This is a genomic window from Stenotrophomonas sp. 99219_Sma (assembly GCF_056480785.1).
Genome location: NZ_CM151117.1, coordinates 24,727 through 44,345, shown reverse-complemented (window position 1 = coordinate 44,345; position 19,619 = coordinate 24,727). Strand labels below are relative to the sequence as shown.

16 protein-coding genes are annotated in these 19,619 nt (G+C 67.8%); 9 read left to right on the top strand and 7 right to left on the bottom strand.

Going from position 1 to position 19,619, the window contains the following annotated elements; all coding sequences use genetic code 11:
* Nucleotides 1–95: 95 nt before the first annotated feature.
* Nucleotides 96–917, top strand: a complete 822-nt coding sequence (locus ACZK13_RS00190) for an ABC transporter ATP-binding protein (protein WP_100467667.1) — start codon at nucleotides 96–98, stop codon at nucleotides 915–917.
* 143 nt (nucleotides 918–1,060) lie between these two features.
* Here the strand turns inward: ACZK13_RS00190 and ACZK13_RS00185 are convergent, their stop codons facing one another.
* Both ACZK13_RS00185 and ACZK13_RS00180 read right to left on the bottom strand, forming a co-directional pair.
* The gene (locus tag ACZK13_RS00185; protein WP_180837738.1) at nucleotides 1,061–2,263 is read right to left on the bottom strand and encodes a DUF4785 domain-containing protein; all 1,203 of its coding nucleotides are present in this window, start codon (nucleotides 2,261–2,263) and stop codon (nucleotides 1,061–1,063) included.
* 11 nt (nucleotides 2,264–2,274) lie between these two features.
* Complete coding sequence (locus ACZK13_RS00180; protein ID WP_180837737.1) at nucleotides 2,275–3,153, bottom strand: hypothetical protein; 879 nt, start codon at nucleotides 3,151–3,153, stop codon at nucleotides 2,275–2,277.
* Between the two features lie 262 nt (nucleotides 3,154–3,415).
* On the opposite strand from ACZK13_RS00180, the gene ACZK13_RS00175 reads away from it, so the two are divergent.
* A complete protein-coding gene (locus tag ACZK13_RS00175; RefSeq protein ID WP_049399001.1) occupies nucleotides 3,416–4,255 on the top strand; it encodes an acid phosphatase in 840 nt (279 codons plus the stop codon).
* 112 nt (nucleotides 4,256–4,367) lie between these two features.
* On the opposite strand, the gene ACZK13_RS00170 is transcribed toward ACZK13_RS00175, so the two are convergent.
* Nucleotides 4,368–6,638 carry a TonB-dependent receptor gene (locus tag ACZK13_RS00170; RefSeq protein ID WP_032129261.1) on the bottom strand — a complete coding sequence of 757 codons (2,271 nt, stop codon included), beginning with the start codon at nucleotides 6,636–6,638 and terminating at the stop codon, nucleotides 4,368–4,370.
* Nucleotides 6,639–6,797: 159 nt separating this feature from the next.
* On the opposite strand from ACZK13_RS00170, the gene ACZK13_RS00165 reads away from it, so the two are divergent.
* Together ACZK13_RS00165 and ACZK13_RS00160 are read left to right on the top strand one after the other, a co-directional pair.
* Nucleotides 6,798–7,814 carry a TIGR00266 family protein gene (locus tag ACZK13_RS00165; RefSeq protein ID WP_032129262.1) on the top strand — a complete coding sequence of 339 codons (1,017 nt, stop codon included), beginning with the start codon at nucleotides 6,798–6,800 and terminating at the stop codon, nucleotides 7,812–7,814.
* 234 nt (nucleotides 7,815–8,048) lie between these two features.
* Nucleotides 8,049–9,041: a patatin-like phospholipase family protein gene (locus ACZK13_RS00160; protein WP_019337382.1), complete on the top strand. Its 993-nt coding sequence runs from the start codon at nucleotides 8,049–8,051 to the stop codon at nucleotides 9,039–9,041.
* 39 nt (nucleotides 9,042–9,080) lie between these two features.
* Here the strand turns inward: ACZK13_RS00160 and ACZK13_RS00155 are convergent, their stop codons facing one another.
* Together ACZK13_RS00155 and ACZK13_RS00150 are read right to left on the bottom strand one after the other, a co-directional pair.
* Nucleotides 9,081–11,081 carry a hypothetical protein gene (locus ACZK13_RS00155; RefSeq protein WP_253143503.1) on the bottom strand — a complete coding sequence of 667 codons (2,001 nt, stop codon included), beginning with the start codon at nucleotides 11,079–11,081 and terminating at the stop codon, nucleotides 9,081–9,083.
* A gap of 87 nt (nucleotides 11,082–11,168) precedes the next feature.
* A complete protein-coding gene (locus tag ACZK13_RS00150; RefSeq protein WP_004153377.1) occupies nucleotides 11,169–11,651 on the bottom strand; it encodes an Lrp/AsnC family transcriptional regulator in 483 nt (160 codons plus the stop codon).
* 125 nt (nucleotides 11,652–11,776) lie between these two features.
* Between ACZK13_RS00150 and phhA the strand changes: the two genes are divergently transcribed.
* The gene (gene phhA, locus ACZK13_RS00145; RefSeq protein WP_071228653.1) at nucleotides 11,777–12,670 is read left to right on the top strand and encodes a phenylalanine 4-monooxygenase; all 894 of its coding nucleotides are present in this window, start codon (nucleotides 11,777–11,779) and stop codon (nucleotides 12,668–12,670) included.
* A 105-nt stretch (nucleotides 12,671–12,775) separates the two neighbouring features.
* Here the strand turns inward: phhA and ACZK13_RS00140 are convergent, their stop codons facing one another.
* Nucleotides 12,776–13,831 carry a LacI family DNA-binding transcriptional regulator gene (locus tag ACZK13_RS00140; RefSeq protein WP_032129266.1) on the bottom strand — a complete coding sequence of 352 codons (1,056 nt, stop codon included), beginning with the start codon at nucleotides 13,829–13,831 and terminating at the stop codon, nucleotides 12,776–12,778.
* Nucleotides 13,832–14,070: 239 nt separating this feature from the next.
* Between ACZK13_RS00140 and ACZK13_RS00135 the strand changes: the two genes are divergently transcribed.
* The 4 genes from ACZK13_RS00135 to ACZK13_RS00120 all read left to right on the top strand — a co-directional run bounded on the left by ACZK13_RS00135 (nucleotide 14,071) and on the right by ACZK13_RS00120 (nucleotide 17,061).
* Nucleotides 14,071–14,661 carry a cysteine dioxygenase family protein gene (locus ACZK13_RS00135; protein WP_049399007.1) on the top strand — a complete coding sequence of 197 codons (591 nt, stop codon included), beginning with the start codon at nucleotides 14,071–14,073 and terminating at the stop codon, nucleotides 14,659–14,661.
* Nucleotides 14,662–14,777: 116 nt separating this feature from the next.
* The gene (gene eda / locus ACZK13_RS00130; RefSeq protein WP_180837733.1) at nucleotides 14,778–15,416 is read left to right on the top strand and encodes a bifunctional 4-hydroxy-2-oxoglutarate aldolase/2-dehydro-3-deoxy-phosphogluconate aldolase; all 639 of its coding nucleotides are present in this window, start codon (nucleotides 14,778–14,780) and stop codon (nucleotides 15,414–15,416) included.
* A gap of 96 nt (nucleotides 15,417–15,512) precedes the next feature.
* Nucleotides 15,513–16,541, top strand: a complete 1,029-nt coding sequence (adhP, locus tag ACZK13_RS00125; RefSeq protein ID WP_197587404.1) for an alcohol dehydrogenase AdhP — start codon at nucleotides 15,513–15,515, stop codon at nucleotides 16,539–16,541.
* Nucleotides 16,542–16,668: 127 nt separating this feature from the next.
* Nucleotides 16,669–17,061 carry a hypothetical protein gene (locus ACZK13_RS00120; RefSeq protein ID WP_125892688.1) on the top strand — a complete coding sequence of 131 codons (393 nt, stop codon included), beginning with the start codon at nucleotides 16,669–16,671 and terminating at the stop codon, nucleotides 17,059–17,061.
* A 71-nt stretch (nucleotides 17,062–17,132) separates the two neighbouring features.
* Here the strand turns inward: ACZK13_RS00120 and ligD are convergent, their stop codons facing one another.
* Nucleotides 17,133–19,619, bottom strand: a complete 2,487-nt coding sequence (ligD, locus tag ACZK13_RS00115) for a DNA ligase D (RefSeq protein ID WP_253143502.1) — start codon at nucleotides 19,617–19,619, stop codon at nucleotides 17,133–17,135.

Here is a 19,619-nt window from a genome sequence, read left to right as displayed (position 1 = left end):
ACTGCATCCCTGCGGCGATGCTTTGCATCGCCATCCGAGGCACCGTTCACAGTTGGGGACCTGAGTTGTCGAGCCTTGATCCACGCGCCAGCGCCATGACCGCCGCCCCGCCCCTGCCGGAGCTGCCCCCCTTGATCGAACTGGACCGCGCCACCGTGGTACGCGGCCAGGTGAAGGTGCTGCACGGGCTCAGCCTGCGCATCGCGCAGGGCCAGCACACCGCCCTGCTCGGCCCCAACGGCTGCGGCAAGTCCACCTTCATCAAGCTGATCACCCGCGAGCTGTACCCGCTGGCCCAGGGCGACGGCGCGGTGGCGGTGAAGGTGCTGGGCCAGAACCGCTGGCAGGTGGACCGGCTGCGCTCGCAGCTGGGCATCGTCACCGGCGACCTCAGCAGCAACCTGGCCGACATGCCCGGGCTGACCGTGGAACAGGCGGTGCTGTCCGGCTTCTTCGCCAGCTACGTGGTACCGGCCTTCCGCGAGGTGACCGCCGACATGCGTGCACGCGTCGGCGAGACACTGGCGATGACCGGCGCGCTGTCGCTGCGTGAACGCGCCTACGCAGAGCTGTCGGCCGGCGAGACCCGCCGCGTGCTGATCGCCCGCGCGCTGGTCAACCGGCCGCAGGCACTGCTGCTGGATGAGCCCTCCACCGGCTTGGATCTGGTCGCCCGCGAGCAGCTGGTGGCGACCATGCGGGTGTTGGCACAGCAGGGCATCACCCTGGTGCTGGTGACCCATCACATCGAAGAGATCATTCCCGAGATCGAGCGGGTGGTGCTGCTGCGCGACGGCCGCGTACTGGCCGATGGCACCCGCGCCGAGCTGCTGCGCAACGAACCGCTGTCGGCGGTGTTCGGCGGTGCGATTACGGTGGTCGAGCAGGAAGGCCGACTGACCGCGTACGCGGGATAGACAGATGCATCGCTCTCCGTAACCGTCTGTAGAGTCGAGCCATGCTCGACTGCCGTTCGCCGCGAGCAGAAGCAGCCGAGCATGGCTCGGCTCTACGGAAGGCGGGGCAGCGGGCCGGATGTTCCGGCCCGCCACCGCTTTGCTCAGAACCGCAACGCCAGTGCGCGCGACTCGATCGGTGCCATCCGGCTCTGGTCCTGCAGCTGCAGGTCGCGCAGCTCGTACGGCGCACCGAATCCGGCCGGCAATGCGGCCTGGTCGAACGGCAGCACCAGCTGGCCTGCGCCCGGGCCATCGAACCACGCGGCCGCATGTGCCTGTGCGACCGGCTTCAACTGGCCATCGCGGGCCGTGGCGTACAGCGTGCCCCGCGCCTCATAGCGGCCGGCGGCGGCCACCTGCAGCGGCAGCGCCACCTGCCGACTGGCCGGGTCCGGCGCGGCCTGTCCACTGAAGCGGGCAGTCGGCCGTGCCACCGCAAAGGCGACCTTGCCATCGCGCAGCACACCGTCGGCCTGGGCGAACACCTGCAATTCCCACAGCCCCTGCACGCTGCCGACATCGGCGGGGATCCGCACCTGCGCGCGCAGGCTGCCATCGGTGGTTCGCAGCAACCGCTGCGGCCAGCTGCGGCCATCCGGTGCGACCAGCAGGGCTTCACCGCCCAGCCCACCACGACGCGATGCCAGCTGCGCGGTGGTGGCGCCGTCTTCCAGCAGGCGTGCCTGCAGCTGCATGTTACCGCCGGCCAGCACCTGGGCCTGGTTGGCCTGCACCTCCAGCCGCAGCGGGCTGTTCGGCTCCAGCACCTGCACCACGTAGCGGCCCTGGGCCTGCGCGCTCTGCAGCGTGTACGCACCGACGGCACTGGTCGCGCCGGTACGCAGCATGCTGCTGCCATCGCTGACCGGCATGCCGGCGTCCTGCAGCGCGCGCGCATCGACACTGCGCGCCACGCTGCTGCGGCCGGCCGGGTCGCGCACCTGCAACGTGTTGGCCGGCAGCGCGCGGGCACCTGCGGTCGGGCTCAGCTGGATCACCGCATCCGGCGCCGTCAGTGGCAGGTCCAGGCCTCGCTGCAGCTGCGTGCCATCAACCTGCTGCCAGTAGCTGCGGCTGACCGAGGCATACGGCGTGGCCGCCTGCAGCGGTTGTGCTGGGTCCAGCGCCCAGGCAAAGGCCAGTGGCGCGTGTTCGCTCTCATCGGTGGGAAGCGGCGCGGCTACCAGGGCGGCAGGCACCTGATCGCCCGCACGGGCGGCCTGCAGCGGCTCCGCGGCCTGCGCTGCGGAAAGGGACAGCACTGCCAGGGTGGCGCCGGCCAGCAGGGTGGATTGAATCGTCATGGTCGTCTCCCTCACTGGGTCAGGTCGTTGCGCAGCAGGGTGCCTAGGCCGAAGCACTCGCGGCGGCTCTGGTTGTGGCTGAGCGGTTCTGCACCCTGGGTAAGCGCCTTGTCGGTGAACCAGGTGGTGCCGGCGGCCTTCTGGCTGCTGCACTCCAGGAAGCCATCGGAGCAGGACGACAGCCAGTTCTGGGTGAACTCCAGGCCGACGTTGGCGGCATAGCCACCGCAGTAACTGTTGCTGTCCCACACCGCCGATTCCACATCGCTGCCCACCACCGCACGGAACGGTTTGGGCAGCGCCGGGCGACCAGCGGTGCCGTACAGGTTCTGCGCGTTGTAGGTGGCCATGCTCGCCACCTGCTGCTGGCGCACGGCGTCGTTCTTGTAGCCCAGCAGCCAGCCCAGCGAGGTTTCAAAGGTGTTGCCGTTGAGCACCGCATCGGCCAACGGCGTGCCGGCCGAAGACGGTGCCAGCGCGTTGACCTTGCGCACCGTGCGGATGATCTTCGGATAGCGGCTGTCATAGGTCGGGTTGGACAGGATCCAGCGCATCACGTTGCCGCCGTTGGAGTGGGTGATCACCACCAGCTGGGTGATGCCACGGCTGTCGATGAAGCCGGTCAGCTGATTGGCCAGACAGCCGGCCGCTTCCGGCTTCCACATGTACTGGGTGAAGTCACAGTTGATGACGACGTAGTTGCTGCTGTTCGGCAGGCCCTGGCGCACGGTGTCGATGATCGCCGGCTGCCAGTACTCCTGGGTGGCGTTGGTCTGTGCGCCGGTGCCATGCACGAAGGCCACGCCGACCACGTCGGCCGCCTGAGCCGGCGCGGCTGCCAGCCCGAGGAGCAGGGCCAGGACGGTACTTCCTGTTGCGGTGCTGCGCATCGCTTCTCTCCCTCTGTCAACGGATCCCCCCGACCCGGCTGGAACTGGACGGCCCCTGGTGCTTGCCGTTGTGCCGATGCTCGCGGCGCGGCCGCGTGAAAGTCCGTGCGCTGCGCCCGGATTCAGGAGACTGACGTCACTCGATGACGCTTTTCATATCACCGGGATGACCATGCCGGGTCTGGCCGTATGACCGATGGCCACTGCGGTGTCGTATACGGGCTGCGATCATGGCGCGATGTTTTTCCTCCGGAGCCTGTCCATGTCGCTGATTTCCCACCCTGCCCGCCCGCTGCTCGGCCTTGCCGTCATCGCGGCCCTGGCCGGTTGTGCCGCCACCGCCGCCAAGCCGACCGCCGTCGAAGCCAACATCACTACCAAGGCGGTGGGCTATCTGGACAAGAGCGCGGTACCGGCCAGCCTCGACCTGGTGCCGGCACCGCCGGTGGCCGGTTCGGCCGCCCTCGCCCTCGACGAACAGGTCAGCCGTGAAGCCCGCGCGCTGCGTGGCAGCCCGCGCTTCGCCCAGGCCGGTGTCGATGCCGAACTCGGCTTCCCAGAAGGCGCCAACCACTTCTCCTGCGCCGCCGACATCGACGTCGATGCGGTGAAGACCCCGGCGCTGTACCGCCTGCTGGAGCGCAGCCGGATCGACGCCAGCGCCGCCACCAAGGCCGCCAAGAACCACTACCAGCGCCCGCGCCCGTTCATGGTCAACGGTGAACCGACCTGCTCGCCGAAGGACGAAGAAGGCCTGCGCAAGAACGGCTCATACCCGTCCGGCCACACCTCGATCGGCTGGGCCTGGGCCCTGATCCTGTCGGAGATCGCACCGGATCGCGCCGATGCCATCCAGGCGCGCGGCCGCAACTACGGCGAGAGCCGCCTGGTCTGCAACGTGCACTGGCAGAGCGACATCCTCGAAGGCCGCTTCATGGGCGCCGCCGCCGTGGCCCGCCTGCATGACAACGCCGCGTTCAACAAGGACCTGCTGGCCGCACGCAAGGAGATCGCTGCCGCGCGCAAGGCCGGCCTGCACTCCAGCCGCGACTGCGCGGCCGAGGAAGCGGTGCTGAAGGTGCGCCCGCAGAGCGCGCTGTAAGCGCCTGGCGGTTCAATTGTTGCCGGCCAGCGGCCGGCACTACCGATGGGTGTAAAGCAGAAGGGCCGGCATTGCGCCGGCCCTTCTTCATTGCATCAACGCAGCAACCGCATCAGAACTTCGCGGTGAACTCCACGCCCCAGGTACGCGGCTCGTTGAGGAAGCCGGTCAGGTTGTTGAAGTCGATCGCGCCGACCACGCGGGTCTGGTTGGTCAGGTTGCGGCCGAACACGGCCACGTCGTACTGGCCGTAATCCCAGTTGTAGCCCAGGCGCAGGCCGCCTTCCAGCGAACTACGGCCGCGGAATTCTGGCGACTCGTAGATGAAGAAGTTCACCGCGCTGCGGTAGGCCCAGTCGGTGTAGGCATACAGCTCGCTGCCATCGCTGAGCGGGAAGCCCACGCGCAGGGTCGCGTTGTGGATCCACTTCGGCGCCTGCGGCAGCGGGTTGCCGTTCACCAGTGCGTAGGTGCCACCGTTGATGACGGTGGTCGGGTCATTGATGGTGCAGCCACCGCCGCAGATCGCTACCGCCAGATCCTTGTCCTTGATCTCGGTGTCGTTGTAGCTGCTGCCGAAGGTCAGCAGGACGTTGTCAGCCAGATAGGCTTCCAGGTCCAGCTCCACGCCCTGGCCGATGGTCTTGTCAGCGTTGAGCAGGGTGGCGGTGTTGTTGGTGCCGCCCACCGCGATCAACTGCTGGCCGTCAACGTTGTAGCGGAACACGCTCAGGCCCAGGCGCGCGCGGCGCTCGAACAGGTCGGCCTTGATGCCGGCTTCGTACGAGATCACCTTCTCCGAATCGGCCTGCGACAGGCCCGGCGCGAAGGCCAGGCGGCCCTGGATCGACGGCGCACGGAAGCCCTTGGCCACGCGGGCGTAGGCATTCACGTTGTCGGTCAGCTTGTACACGCCGCTGACATCCCAGCTGACGTCGTTGACGTCGGTGTTGGCCAGGTACGGGCCACTGACCGGGGTGCCGAACGGCACGGCCTGCAGCACGCTGGCGTTGAAGTCCTTCTTGTCCTGGGTGTAGCGCACGCCGGCACGCAGCTTGAAGCGGTCGGTGACATCGAAGTCACCCGAGGCGAACACCGCCCATGCCTTGTTGCGCTGGTTCTGCACCACGTGGCCGGTCTGCGGATTGCCCGGCTTCAACGAGTTGTAGTTGAAGTTGTTGATGGTCACGTCTTCGTCGAAATAGAAGACGCCGGCCTGCCAGTCGAAGCGGCCCCATTCGTTGGATTCAACGCGGAATTCCTGCGTCCACTGGCGATGGTGCGGCAGGCCGTCGGCCGACTCCGACGAGAACGGGATGAAGCCCGGCCCATAGTTGCCAGCGCCCAGCGATGCGTCGCCGTAGCCACCGTCGATGTCACCACGATTGAGCGATTCGGCGGTTTCATAACCGGTGATCGAGTGCAGGGTCACCGAACCGAGGTTCCACTGCAGGCGCGCGCTGCCGCCCCAGGTCTCCAGGTCGGAGAAGTTGACGCCATCGTTGGCCACCTTGTCGCGATCGAAGTTCTCGACCAGGCCGTTGCCACCCTTCTGGATGATGTTGGCACGGAACAGGCGGGCGGTGCCGTTGAGCTTGCGCTTGTGCAGGTTGAACAGTGCTTCGAAGTCGTCGCCTTCGTACAGGAACTGCACGCGGCCGGCGGCTTCGTCATAACCTTCGAAACCGCTGTTGGGCGCACCGGCACGGGTGTTGTCGACCCAGTCGTCACGGCGCTGGTAGATGGCCGAGACGCGAGCCGACCAGCGGTCGGTCAGCGGGCCGCCATAGGCGCCCTGCACATTCCAGCTGTTGTAGCTGCCGTAGCCGACGCGCACGTAGCCATCGGCATCCTGCGACGGGCGCGCCGAATCGAACTTGACCACGCCGGCCGGGGTGTTGCGGCCGAACAGCGTGCCCTGCGGGCCACGCAGCACTTCCACATTGGCCAGGTCGAACAGCGGGAAGCCCTTCAGCAGCGGGCTTTCCTGCACCACGTCGTCGTACACCAGCGACACCGGCTGCGACGCATTGAGGTCGAAGTCGGTGTTGCCCAGGCCACGGATGTAGAAGCGCGGGAAGGCACGTCCGTAGGACGACTCGATGTTGAGGCTGGGCACGCGCGCGGCCAGGAAGCGGATGTCATCGCCCGCCGAACCCAGCACATCGAGCTTCTCGCCCTGGATCGCGCTGATCGCGACCGGCACGTCCTTGGCGTTCTCGACGCGGCGCTGCGCGGTCACCTGCAGGGCATCAAGGGCAACCGGATCCTTGGCAGCGGGAGTTTCCTGGGCGGCTGCTACCAGCGGCAACAGGGCGGAAAGAGCGGCAACGAGGGGGCGCGCGACCGGAAGGCGGCCACGGGAAGTGCGGGTCGGAGACATGGCGGTAGGCTGTGTTTGGAGGGGTGGTAAAACGGCGCTACCAGATAATTGTTGCAATACAGCACCTGCCCCGCAAATGCCTGCCGTTCATGGCCGCGTCGCCCCGGCCCCCACGCCCTCGCTAGACTCGGGGTTTTCCAGCCCTGCAGAGCCGCCGCGATGACCCAGTGGTACTTCCATGCCTCCGCCCAGGCCGAGCGTATCGGCCCGCTTGATGACGAGGCCGCGCGCCGTTATGCGCAGGCCAACCCGCGCGCCCTGGCCTGGTGCCAGGGCATGAGCGGGTGGACCTCGATTGCCGAGGTGCCCGAACTGCAGTCCGCGGCCCCGGGCATGCCGAACACCCCGCCGCCGGTCCCCGCCGCGGCCAGCGGCCGCGCCGACGACATCGAGTTCCGCATCGTCGGCCATGAAATGCAGTTCGTGGAGATCGAGCTCGACCCCGGCGAGAGCGCCATTGCCGAGGCCGGCGCATTGATGTTCAAGGATGCCACCGTGCAGATGGACACGGTGTTCGGCGCCGCCAACGGCGACCAGGGCGGCGGCTTCATGGGCAAGGTGATGGCCGCCGGCAAGCGCGTGCTGACCGGCGAGAGCCTGTTCGCCACCGTCTACACCCAGAGCGGCCACGGCAAGGGCAAGGTCGCCTTCGCCGCGCCCTACCCCGGCACCGTGCTGGCAATGAAGCTGGACCAGCATGGCGGCCGCCTGATCTGCCAGAAGGACAGCTTCCTTGCCGGCGCGCGCGGCGTGCAGATCGGCGTGCAGTTCCAGCGCAAGATCATGACCGGCCTGTTCGGCGGCGAAGGTTTCATCATGCAGAAGCTGGAAGGCGACGGCTGGGTGTTCATCCATGCCGGCGGTTGCGTGGTGGAGCGCGAGCTGGCCGCGGGCGAGCGCCTGGACGTGGATACCGGCTGCGTGGTGGCCTACCACCCGACCGTAGACATGGATGTGCGCCGGGTGGCCGGCATCAAGAGCATGCTGTTCGGCGGCGAAGGCGTGTTCCTGGCCACGCTGACCGGTCCGGGCAAGGTCTGGCTGCAGTCGCTGCCGTTCTCGCGTCTGGCCGGCCGCATGTGGATGGCCGCGCCGCAGGGCGGTGGCCAGAACCGCGGCGAAGGCTCGGTGCTGGGCGGCCTGGGCCGGATGCTGGACGGCGACAACCGGTTCTGACCGCCCCCGGTCGTGCCGGCCGCTGGCCGGCAGCCTCATGGACCTTGGCGCGCATCCCGGTAGTGCCGGCCGCTGGCCGGCAGCCTCATGAACCGTTGCCAGGTTCCCAATGATTGCCGGCCAGCGGCCGGCACTACCTTTATGAATGGGCGATGTTTCCTACCCTGCCCGCCCCGCCACGGCTTCGGTATGCTGGCGCCCTTTCCTGAATCCGGCGCCGCGAGCGCACTGCCGATGAGCCTGTTCCGCCCCCGCATGCTGCTGTCCGTCGCCCTGATCGGCCTGCTGGCCGGCTGCGGTGGCGACCCGGTCCGCCCCACACCGCCGCCGGCGCCGACCGTGGTGCCGCAGGCCAAGCCGGTGAAGATCGGCATCGCCCTCGGTGGTGGCGCAGCCAAGGGCTTCGCGCACATCGGCGTGATCAAGATGCTGGAGGCCAACGGCTTCGAACCGGCCGTGGTGTCCGGCACCAGCGCCGGCAGCGTGGTCGGTGCGCTGTACGCCAGCGGCATGGACGCGTTCCAGATGCAGAGCAAGGCGGTCGCGCTGGACGAAGCCAGCATCCGCGACGTGCGCCTGTTCTCCGGCGGCCTGGTGCAGGGCCAGAAGCTGCAGGACTACGTCAACGAGCAGGTCGCCAACCGTCCTGCCGAGCGACTGAAGAAGCCGTTCGCCGCCGTCGCCACCCAGCTCGAAACCGGCGAGCGTGCGATCTTCGTGCGCGGCAACGTCGGCCAGGCGGTGCGCGCGTCGAGCAGCATTCCCGGTGTGTTCGAACCGGTGAAGATCGGCGGCCGCAACTACATCGATGGCGGCGTGGTCAGCCCGGTGCCGGTGGATGCCGCGCGCCAGCTCGGCGCCGACTTCGTGATCGCCGTGGACATCTCCAGCAAGGCCAGCGGCAAGGCGCCGACCGACATGCTGGGCATCGTCAACCAGTCCATCTCGATCATGGGCCAGCGCCTGGGCGAGCAGGAACTGGCGCGCGCCGACATCGTCATCCGCCCGAAGGTGCTGGACATCGGCGCCGCCGATTTCAGCCAGCGTGGCACCGCCATCCTGGAAGGCGAAAAGGCCGCGATGGCAGCCATGCCGCAGATCCGCGCGAAGATCCAGCAGCTGCAGCGCGCACGTGCCGCGGCGGCCGCACCGGCACCGGTGGCCGCGCCGAAGTGCGAGGAAGCCTCGCGCCTGGGCAAGCTGATGGGCCGCAAGGACAAGTGCTGACCTGAGCCAGCGTGTCGCTGCCAGACAGCGACGCGCGTGCTAGCGCGCGGGCCGGTAACCGCTGGCCTGCTGCCGCTCGCGCCTGCGCATCTGGCGGGCCTGCTCCTGCAGTGTCGCCGTGTGCTGCAGCTGTTCCATGCCATCGCCCGGTACGTGCAGCTGGCGTCGCGCACGGGTCAGCGCCAGATAGACCGCGCGCACCGGGTTGTGCCAGATGCGCCCGCCCTGCCCCGCACTGAAGCAACCGGGCGACAGCGAGACCACGTCGAACTGCAGGTTCTTCGCGTGTTCGGCCAGGCACAGCGCCACCCGCCCTTCAGCGGGCGTGTCCTGGTCATCAAGCGCCAGCAGCAGTGACTGCACCCGATCGGCAGACGCAAACAGTTCGACCAGCGCGCCCTGCCCTTCGTCGGCCTGGGTGGCCAGGAAGCGCTCCCATTCCTGGTCCGATGCGCTGTCGCGGCGCCGGCGCCACGCATCCAGTGGCCGCTGCAGCACGCTGCGCAGCGCGCGCAGCGATGCCGGATGCAGGTAGGGCCGCAGCCCGAGTGCGTGCAGCTGTGCCGCGTCCAGGGCCAGATCGGCGACGCTGCCATGGATGCGCAGGCCCTCGCTCGGCACCTGCGCCCAGTCGCGGTAATGCAGCACACCGGTGGCGCGGTCGGTGGCACCGACGAACGGCCCACTGTCCTGGCCCAGTCCATCCAGTGCCAGGGTCTGGTTGACCAGGCCCTCGACCTGGTTGCCCTGGCGCACCGACTGGTGCATTTCCAGCACCTTCGACGCGGCCCAGCGCGGCACCGTACCGGTCAGGCACTGGTGCGGGTCACCCAGGCTGACCACGCCCGGCGCATGCGTGGCCAGCACCTGCTTCCACGACGGGCTCAGGTCGTGCGCCTCGTCCACCAGCAGCATGCCCATGTCCTGCGGCGGGGTGACGCCGCGCAGCGCCAGCCACTTGCCGATGTGCGCCGGGCTGAGGCTCAGCAGCGTGCCCCGCTGCAGCTCGGCGTCGAACATGCAGCGCCAGACGTGCTCGGCGGCCGCCATGTACGGCGACACATCGAGCATCGCAGCGGGCACCGAACGGTCGAAATGCTGGAACGCCAAGCCCGGGGCCGACGACGCGCACCAACGGTTGATGGCCTCGAACGCGGTCAGCAGCACCTGCTCCGGGCTGCGCCCACCGATGCCCTGCAGGCCGATGCGGCCGGCAATCTCGCGCGGAGTACGGGTGCTGCGCCGGTAGCTGGCAACGAAGCCACCGGTCTGGCCGCTGCGCGCGGCGTGCTGCGCCACGCGGTTGGCGAACTCGATCTGGGTCAGCAGGCGCACCGCAGTGCTGGCCGGCACGCGGGCGCGGAAGGCTTCCACCTGCCCACGCGAGGGCGCCACGTAGGTGTAGCGGCCCGGCCGCGCCTCCATCAGCGCCAGCACCAGGTGGCCCTTGCCGGTGCCGGCATAGCCATCGAGGTCGATCAGCTCATCGGGGTTGGCGGCGATGGCGCGCAGCACGCGGGCCTGCTCGGAGGTGTACAGGCCATGGTGTTCGACCGACCGTGCATCCTCGGCGACAACCTCATCCTGCGTGGCCTCGTCATCGTCACTGGAAAAGGTGGCGGGAAAGCGGATCTCATGTTCGACCAGGGTTTCCTGACAGGCCTGCTGCAGGGCCAGGCCCGGATACTCCCGTGGCGACTGCGCGATGACGTCCTGCAGGATCTCCGCCGGTGCCAGCAGCACGCCGTGGCCGGCCAATGCGCTCAGCCAGGCATCCAGCTCCGGTTGGCCACCGCCACCGGGCCCGGCCAGCTGTGCAGCCGCGCCTTCGTTGCCAGCAAACAACGCGCAGGCATCATGCAGCAGGCGCTCGATCTCGGCCGCCGGATGCAGGCGCGTCCGGCACAGCTGCGCGGCCATCAGCCCGGCCTGCTCCACTGCGGTCTGCGGTGGCGTGCCATGGGCAACGTAGCGCGCCAGCGACTTGCGCTGCAGCGGCAGGAACGTGGTGGTGGGCAGCGGGTGCTGGAGTTCGGACATGCGTGGAACCGGAAAGGAACGCTGCGACGCGCGCAGGGCGGAGATGCTCGGCTACCCGCCCGGCGCCGTCAAATCGCAGCGGCGCGTTCATTCCAGCTGCGACAGCGGCAATGCCTGGAAGCCCTTCACCGTGCGCAGCACGAAGCTGGAATTGGCATCGGCCACGCCACCGGCGTTGAGCAGCCGGTCCAGCAGGAAGTGCGAGAAGTGCTCCAGGTCGCGCACGTAGACGTGCAGCAGGTAGTCCATGTCGCCGGTCAGTGCATGGCAGGCCACCACTTCATCCCAGCCCTGCACGCTGTCGACGAAGTGGCCGATGGCGGCCTGGTCGTGCTTTTCCAGCTGCACGCGCACGAAGGCCTGCAGGCCCAGGCGCAGCTGGCGCGGTTCCAGCCGCGCGCCATAGCCGACGATCACGCCCTCGCTTTCCAGCCGCTGCAGGCGCCGCAGGCAGGCCGAGGGCGAGAGATTCACCCGTGTCGCCAGCTCGGCGTTGGTGGCGCGCCCATCCCGCTGGATTTCAGCCAGCAGACGTATATCCGTGCGATCGAACTGGACTTCTCCGGCCATTGTTGCCCCGCAACATGGTGAGTACGCAAGGATATTGCGCCAACAAGGCCAATCGGCGCAACTTTTGCAACCCTGTTGCGCGCGCCCTGCCCTAGCATCGTGGGTATCCCGTCAAGGAGTGCCCCATGGACCTCGCCCAGCCCCGCCGCGTCGAACACCAGCAGACCGACAAGGGCTACGTGCCGGTGTATACCACCGCGCTCGTCGAGCAGCCGTGGGACACCTACAGCGCCGACGACCACGCCACCTGGAGCACGCTGTACCAGCGCCAGCGCGAGCTGCTGGTCGGCCGCGCCTGCCAGGAATTCCTGGATGCACAGGACGAGATGGGCATGAGCGCGCACATGATTCCGCGCTTCGACCAGCTCAACGAAGTGCTCGGCGCCGCCACCGGCTGGACCCTGGTCGGCGTGGAAGGCCTGCTACCGGAACTGGACTTCTTCGACCACCTGGCCAACCGTCGTTTCCCGGTGACCTGGTGGATCCGTCGCCCGGACCAGATCGATTACATCGCCGAACCGGACCTGTTCCACGATCTGTTCGGCCATGTGCCGCTGCTGATGAACCCGGTGTTCGCCGACTACATGGAGGCGTACGGCCGTGGCGGGGTCAAAGCCCACGCGATCGGCCCGGACGCGCTGCAGAACCTGACCCGCCTGTACTGGTACACGGTGGAGTTCGGCCTGATCGATACGCCCGACGGCCTGCGCATCTACGGCGCCGGCATCGTGTCGTCGAAGGGCGAATCGCTGTACTCGCTGGAATCGGCCGCGCCCAACCGCATCGGCTTCGACCTGCAGCGGATCATGCGTACCAAGTACCGCATCGACACCTTCCAGAAGACCTACTTCGTCATCGACAGTTTCGAACAGCTGATGCAGGCGACCTCGCCGGACTTCACCCCGATCTACGCGGCGCTGTCTGATCAGGCGCATCTGCCGGCGGGCGATGTGCAGCGCGATGACCGCGTGTTCCAGAAGGGCACCGGCGAAGGCTGGGCCGACGGCGGCGACGTGTAGGCGAACGGCACACACCGCTTCGTACTGAAAACGGCGCACCTGGATGCGCCGTTTTCGTTGCTGCCTGCCTGCACCGTTACGGCGGTGCAGGCGAGGGCAGGGCAATCAGGCGTCCACGGCCCGGCAGGAACCGCGCACCATCAATTGCGGATGCACGCTGGTTGCGGTCGGCGCATCCGGCACGTCGGCCTGCACCAGCATCGCCGCCGCCATGCGTCCGATGTCGGACACATGGCGACGCACCGAGGTCAGCGGCGGCCACAGCCGCGACGCCAGCGGGCTGTCGTCGTAGCTGACGATCGACAACTGCTGCGGCACCGCGATGCCCGCACGCAACGCCACCTGGTACACGCCGGCAGCCATTTCGTCGTTGCCGGCAAAGATCGCACTGGGGCGTTGTCCGCCCATCAGCAGCCGTTCGGCGGCATGCACGCCCGACTCGAACGTATCGCCTGCTTCCAGCACGCGTTCACCCGGCAGGGTCAGGCCCACCTGCGCCAGCCGGTCGAGGAAGCCATGGGTGCGCTCGCGTGCGGTACGGCGGTCACCCGGACCGGCAATCACCGCGATGTCGCGGTGGCCGAGCGAGAGCAGGTAGCCCGCTGCCGCGGCTGCACCGTCGCGATCATGGGTGACGACGGCCTGTGCCTCGTCATCCGACACATGCGCGTTGATGCGGACGTAGCGGCATTCAATGCCGTCGAGCATCTCCGTCAACGCAGCTGACTCGGAGGCACGCGGGCCCAGGATCACGCCATGCAGCTTCTGCTGCTGCACGAAGCGCCGCACGCCGTACGCACAGTCCGGAGCCAGGCTGTCGCAGGGATGCACGACCAGTTCATAGCCGGTGCCGCGCAGCGCTTCCAACGCGCCGTGCTGCAGGTCGACGATGCATTGGGCGCCCGGGTCGTCATACACCAGGCCGATCAGGAAGGAGCGGCGGAACGCGAGGCCGCGCGCCAGGGGGTCGGGCACGTAACCGACCTCGCGCATCAACGCCTCGACCTTGTCGCGGGTGTCTTTGCGCACCAGCGGCGAGTTGTTGATGATTCTTGAAACCGTTTTCTTGGAAACTCCCGACAGTCGTGCGATGTCGTTGATCGTGGCAGCCTTGCCCTTCGATGCCGGCAACGCGGCATCGCTAATAATTCGCACTGACATGTATAGAACCAGGTAAGTCGGAGAATTCTAGCCTTGCGCCCGTGGGGCGCGAAGTTGCGGAATGTCGCAGCGAAGATGGATCGCGTCGTGTTCGACCGCTTCTGCTGCGCGAGGTTCCATTGTGATCGCTCTACTTGATGTCCATCTGAACCGTTCTTCCGCGCGTGTTCACCTTGAATGCGGGCGCGACGCGCGCGAACGCCAACATTCCCTTAACCAGGCTCCGCTACAGTCGGGGCATGGACCTGCAGACTTCTCCGTTTCCGGTGTTCCGTGGCCGCGACAGGTTGATCGCTGCGGTCGACGCGGCGATGACCTCCGGTGATGCCGAGCGCATCACCGCCGACCTGCAGCTGGCGCTGCAGGAAGCCATCGCGGACAGCCGCATCGAATTGCCCGAGTGCGTACACCGTCCGGTCAGTGATCATTACGCGCGACGCCCGCTGTACCACAGCCGCGAACACGGCTACAGCGTGATTGCCATGAGCTGGGGCCCAGGGCAGGGCACGCCGCTGCACGACCACGATGCCATGTGGTGTGTGGAGGGAGTGTGGTCAGGCGAGCTGGAGATCACCCGCTATGAACTGCTGGAGCGCAACGGTGAGCGCTGCCGCTTCCGCCGCCACGCCGTGCTGCGCGGGGGCTGCGGCAGTGCCGGCAGCCTGATTCCGCCGCACGAGTACCACACCCTGCGCAACGCCAGCAACGAAGCGCTGGCGATCTCGGTACACGTGTACGAGGCGCAGATGGAGCGCTCTGCGGTGTTCGATCCGCTCGGTGGTGACTGGTACCAGCGTCGCATCCAGGCATTGCAGGCCGACCCGGCCTGAGCCGGGGGCAGGGCGGGGCACCACCAGCACCGTCGTGAGCCACGTGGCATCATGCGCCGCTGCGCTGCCGGACCCGGCGGCGATCCGCGATGCCCGGTCGGGCAAGGAGCAAGACGATGTCCAGCGCTGATCCGCGCCTGCGCGCGCTGTTGAAGCTGGCACCGGTGATTCCGGTGTACACCCCCGAAGATGTGAATGAAGCGGTCGAAGTGGCCCAGGCGCTGTTCCGCGGCGGCCTGCCGGTGATCGAAGTGACGCTGCGCACGCCGCAGGCGCTGGATGCGATCAAGGCGATGGTCGAGGCCGTGCCCGATGCGGTAATCGGTGCCGGCACCGTGCTCAACGCCGCGCAGATGCAGGCAGCCAAGGAGGCCGGTGCGCGTTTCGCGGTGTCCCCCGGTGCCACGCCGACGCTGTATGCCGCCGCGCGTGATGCCGACCTGCCGTACCTGCCTGGTGCCGCCACTGCCTCCGACCTGATCCTGGGCTTGGAGCACGGCCACGACACCTTCAAGTTCTTCCCGGCGGTGCAGGCCGGTGGCGCTGCGTTGCTGGCGGCTTGGCACGGCCCGTTCGCCGATATGCGCTTCTGCCCGACCGGCGGCATCAGCGCGCAGACCGCGCCGCAGTTCCTGCACCTGCCCAACGTGCTGTGCGTGGGCGGCTCGTGGCTGACCACCCCGGCGCTGCTGCAGACCCGCGACTGGGATGCGATCGAGCGTCTGGCCCGCGAGGCCTCGGTGCTGGCCAGCTGAAGCCGCTCCACGAATCTTCAAAGGTTTGATCGTGATCAAAGCGCCGGCCTCGTGCCGGCGTCATTCTGTGGGCAAGCGCACTACGGAGATCCGAACATGAATTCGACCATGAAGGCCGCTGTCGTGCGTGAGTTCGGCAAGCCACTGGTGATCGAGGAAGTCTCGGTACCGCGCCCGGGGGCGGGCGAGGTGCTGGTCAAGATCGAGGCCTGTGGCGTCTGCCACACCGACCTGCACGCCGCCGAGGGCGACTGGCCGGTGAAACCGAACCCGCCGTTCATCCCCGGCCACGAGGGCGTGGGGCACGTCGTGGCCGTGGGAGGCGGGGTAGGGCACGTCAAGGAAGGCGACAGGGTCGGCATCCCTTGGTTGTACTCGGCGTGTGGCCATTGCGAACACTGCCTGGGTGGCTGGGAAACGCTGTGCGAGACACAGCGCAACACCGGTTACTCGGTCAACGGCGGCTTCGCCGAGTACGCACTGGCCGATGCCAACTATGTCGGCCTGCTTCCGAAGGACGTGGGCTTCGTCGAGATCGCGCCGGTGCTGTGCGCCGGCGTGACCGTCTACAAGGGCCTGAAGGTCACCGACACCAAACCCGGTGACTGGGTGGCGATTTCCGGCATCGGTGGCCTGGGCCACATGGCGGTGCAGTACGCCCGCGCGATGGGGCTGAACGTGGCTGCGGTGGATGTGGACGACAACAAGCTGGCATTGGCCCGGCAGCTCGGCGCGCAGATCACCGTGAACGCGCGTACCACCGATCCGGCCGCCTTCCTGAAGAAGGAAATCGGCGGCGCGCACGGCGCGCTGGTCACCGCGGTGTCGCCGAAGGCGTTCGAGCAGGCGCTGGGCATGGTCCGCCGTGGCGGCACCGTCTCGCTCAACGGACTGCCGCCCGGTAATTTCCCGCTGGACATCTTCGGCATGGTGCTCAACGGCATCACCGTGCGTGGCTCGATCGTCGGCACCCGGCTGGACCTGCAGGAGTCGCTGCAGTTCGCTGCCGAAGGCAAGGTCGCGGCCACGGTCAGCACCGACCGCCTGGAAAACATCAACGACGTGTTCGCGCGCATGCACGCGGGCACCATTGAAGGCCGCGTGGTGCTCGACTTCGCCGCCTGACCGCCTGTGCATGGCCGCCGTCGCTCCGTCCCCCTCTCCCACGGACGCGGCGGCCATGCCTATCCCCCGGTGGTGCCGGCCGTTGGCCGGCAACCCCAGGCATTTCGCGCCGCCGTACAATGCGCGCATGCCCGGCCTGCTCAAGACCCTGTTCCTGTCCCTCGTCGCCCTGATCGGCGGCGTGCTGTCGCTTGCGCTGGTCAGCAGCGTCGCCAGCTGGCTGCCCCCGTTGCTGGGCATGTCGCCGGACAACAACTGCGTGCAGCTGGGGTGGGACCTGGCCTTCAGCGTGCTCGGCGGCGTCGCTGGCATTTCCTTCGCCACCTACTACGCACCGTGGTGGCCGCGTTCGCATGGTTTTTCGATCTGGTCGTTGATCGCACTCGGATGCGGTTACGCGATGTGGAGCGCCGGCGCGGATTTCCCGCTGTGGTTCGTCATTTCGCTGCTGGCATCGCTGCCGTTGCAGCTGCTGGCCGGCTGGTGGTTCGGCCGCCGCGCGTCGCGCGATCCGCGCTGAGCGCATCCAGGTAGTGCCGGCCGCTGGCCGGCAACCTCGCCCATGCTACAGGTGCCGGCCAGCGGCCGGCACTACCGCTTCAGCGTCGGCAGCGTCTGCTTCAATCGCGCGATGCCCTGCCATGGGTCACCCTTCAGCCGCTTGGCACGCGCCAGCGCCTTGGCCATCGGAAACGCGTCGGCCGCGCTCACCCGCGCCAGTTCTTCCCAGCGCAGCGGCACCGCCACGCCGCCAGAATCGCGTGCACGCAGCGACCACGAGCACACGCTGGTGGCGCCTCGGGTGTTGCGCAGCCAGTCGATGAAGATGACGCCATTGCGCTTCGCCTTGCTCATCGTCGCCACGTAGCGGTCCGGCGCCTGCTCCGCCATCGCCTGTGCGAACGCCTCGCAGAATGCCTTGGCTTCGCCCCAGCCAGCCTTGGGCTGCAGTGGTACCACCACGTGCACCCCCTTGCCGCCAGACAGGCGTACGAAGCTCTCCAGACCCACCTGCTGCAGGCGGTCACGCACGTCGCGCGCACCGGCTTTCACCTGTGCCCAGCTGACGCCCTCACCAGGGTCGAGATCGAACACCAGTCGATCCGGATGCTCCGGGTCGGCCACGGTCGCACCCCAGGGATGCAGCTCCAGCGTGTTCATCTGCACCAGTTGCAGCAGGCCCCGCGCATCGTCGATGTAGACGTAATCCTCGCGGCCGCTCTTCTGCAGGAGGGGCACCGCATGTACCGCATCGCCCAGGCCGGGGCCATGATGCTTCTGGAAGAAGCAGGCCTTGCCCACGCCGTCCGGGCAGCGCAGCAATGACAGCGGACGTCCGCCAAGTTCGGGCAGGATCCAGCGCGCCATGCGCTGGTAGTAGTCGGCCACGTCGCCCTTGCTCAGTTTCTGCTTTGGAAACACCACCCGCTCAGGATGGGTGATCTGGACCTCACCTCCGGGTTCGGCATCTGCGGTGCTCATTCCCAGGTCCTCCTCCTGCTTGTCGCTGCGCAGCCGCTTGAAACTGGCCTGGCGCAGCAGGCCTTCCTTGCCCCAGCCACGGAACGCCACCTCCGCCACCGTCACCGGTTTCACCCAGCGTACGCTGGCGGCGCGGAACGGCACATGCGCCGGCAGCTGCAGCACCGGCGTCTTCACTGCCAAAGGCTGCAGTGCCTTGAGCAGCGCGCGCAGGCGCTCGTCGTCGAAGCCGGTACCCACGCGGCCCACATAGCGCAGCCCGGCCTTGTCCGGCGTGGCCAGAAGCAGCGAGCCGAATCCCACCCGGGAACCCTTGGGTGCCGTATAGCCGACGATCACGAACTCGTCGGTGTCTTCGTGCTTCACCTTCACCCAGCTGCGCGCGCGGGTGTTTACGTACGGCGCATCCACCTGCTTGCTGACGATGCCTTCGAAGCCGGCCTCGCCGCTGGCATCGAACACCTGCGGCCCATGGTCGACCACGTGTTCGCTGAAGGCCAGTGTGCCGGGCGCCGGCCCGATGAGATCCTTCAGCAGCGCCTTGCGTTCCAGCAACGGCGCACGACTGATGTCCACGCCGGCCACACCCGGAAGATCGAACACGATGTAACGCAACGGTTGCTTCGAGCTTCCATCGATCACGCGCTGCAGTGCTGCGAAATCGCTGCGTCCTTCCTTGTCCAGAACCACCAGCTCGCCATCCAGGCGCGCATCGCGCACCGGCAGCGCCAGCACGGCCTGCGCGACCTCGGGAAAATCGGCCGTCCAGTCCAGGCCGTTGCGCGAGCGGAGTTTCACCTCGCCATTGTGCAGATCGGCCAGCAGACGATAGCCGTCCCACTTGATCTCGTGCAGCCAGCGCTCGCCGTCGGGGGCACTGTCGCGATGATCGGTCAACTGCGGTTTGAACCCAAGGGGATAGGGCGTATCACGTGCGCCGTGCAGTTGCAGCGCGCGTGCATGCCAACGCGCATCGGCCTTGCGCGTGGTCGTGCGTGCGACGGGTGCAGCACGCGCCGCCTTCGCTGTGGAACGCTTCTTCGCCGCAGATGCTCGTTTCGGCGTGGGTGCCGTCAGCAGGTCATCCGCCTCCGCGTCGCGCGCTTCGCCGTCGTCGCGCTTTATCAGCAGCCACTGCACCTGACGCCCTTTCATTGCCGTACGCACCAGCTTCCACCCACCGGCCAGGCGTTGCCCGTGCAGCACGAAGTCGATCTTTCCAGCCGCCAGCGCCTGCAGTGGATCACCTTCACAGGCCCAGGTGCCGTGATCGAAGACATCCACGTGGCCAGCGCCATAGTGGCCTTCAGGAATGTCTCCTTCGAAACCGGCGTAGGACAACGGGTGATCTTCCACCTCCACGGCCAGCCGCTTCTCACCGACGCGCAGCGAAGGCCCCTTGGGCACGGCCCAGCTCTTCAGTACGCCGTCCATTTCCAGGCGGAAGTCATAGTGACGCGAGCTTGCGTGATGCAGCTGGATGACGAAGGTCGGCCGCCGCTTCGGATTCCCGCGTGCGGGCGTGTCGTCAGGCTCCGGCGTCCGCCCGGCGCCACCACCCAGTCTGCGCTTGCGCCGGTACTGGTGCAGCGACAT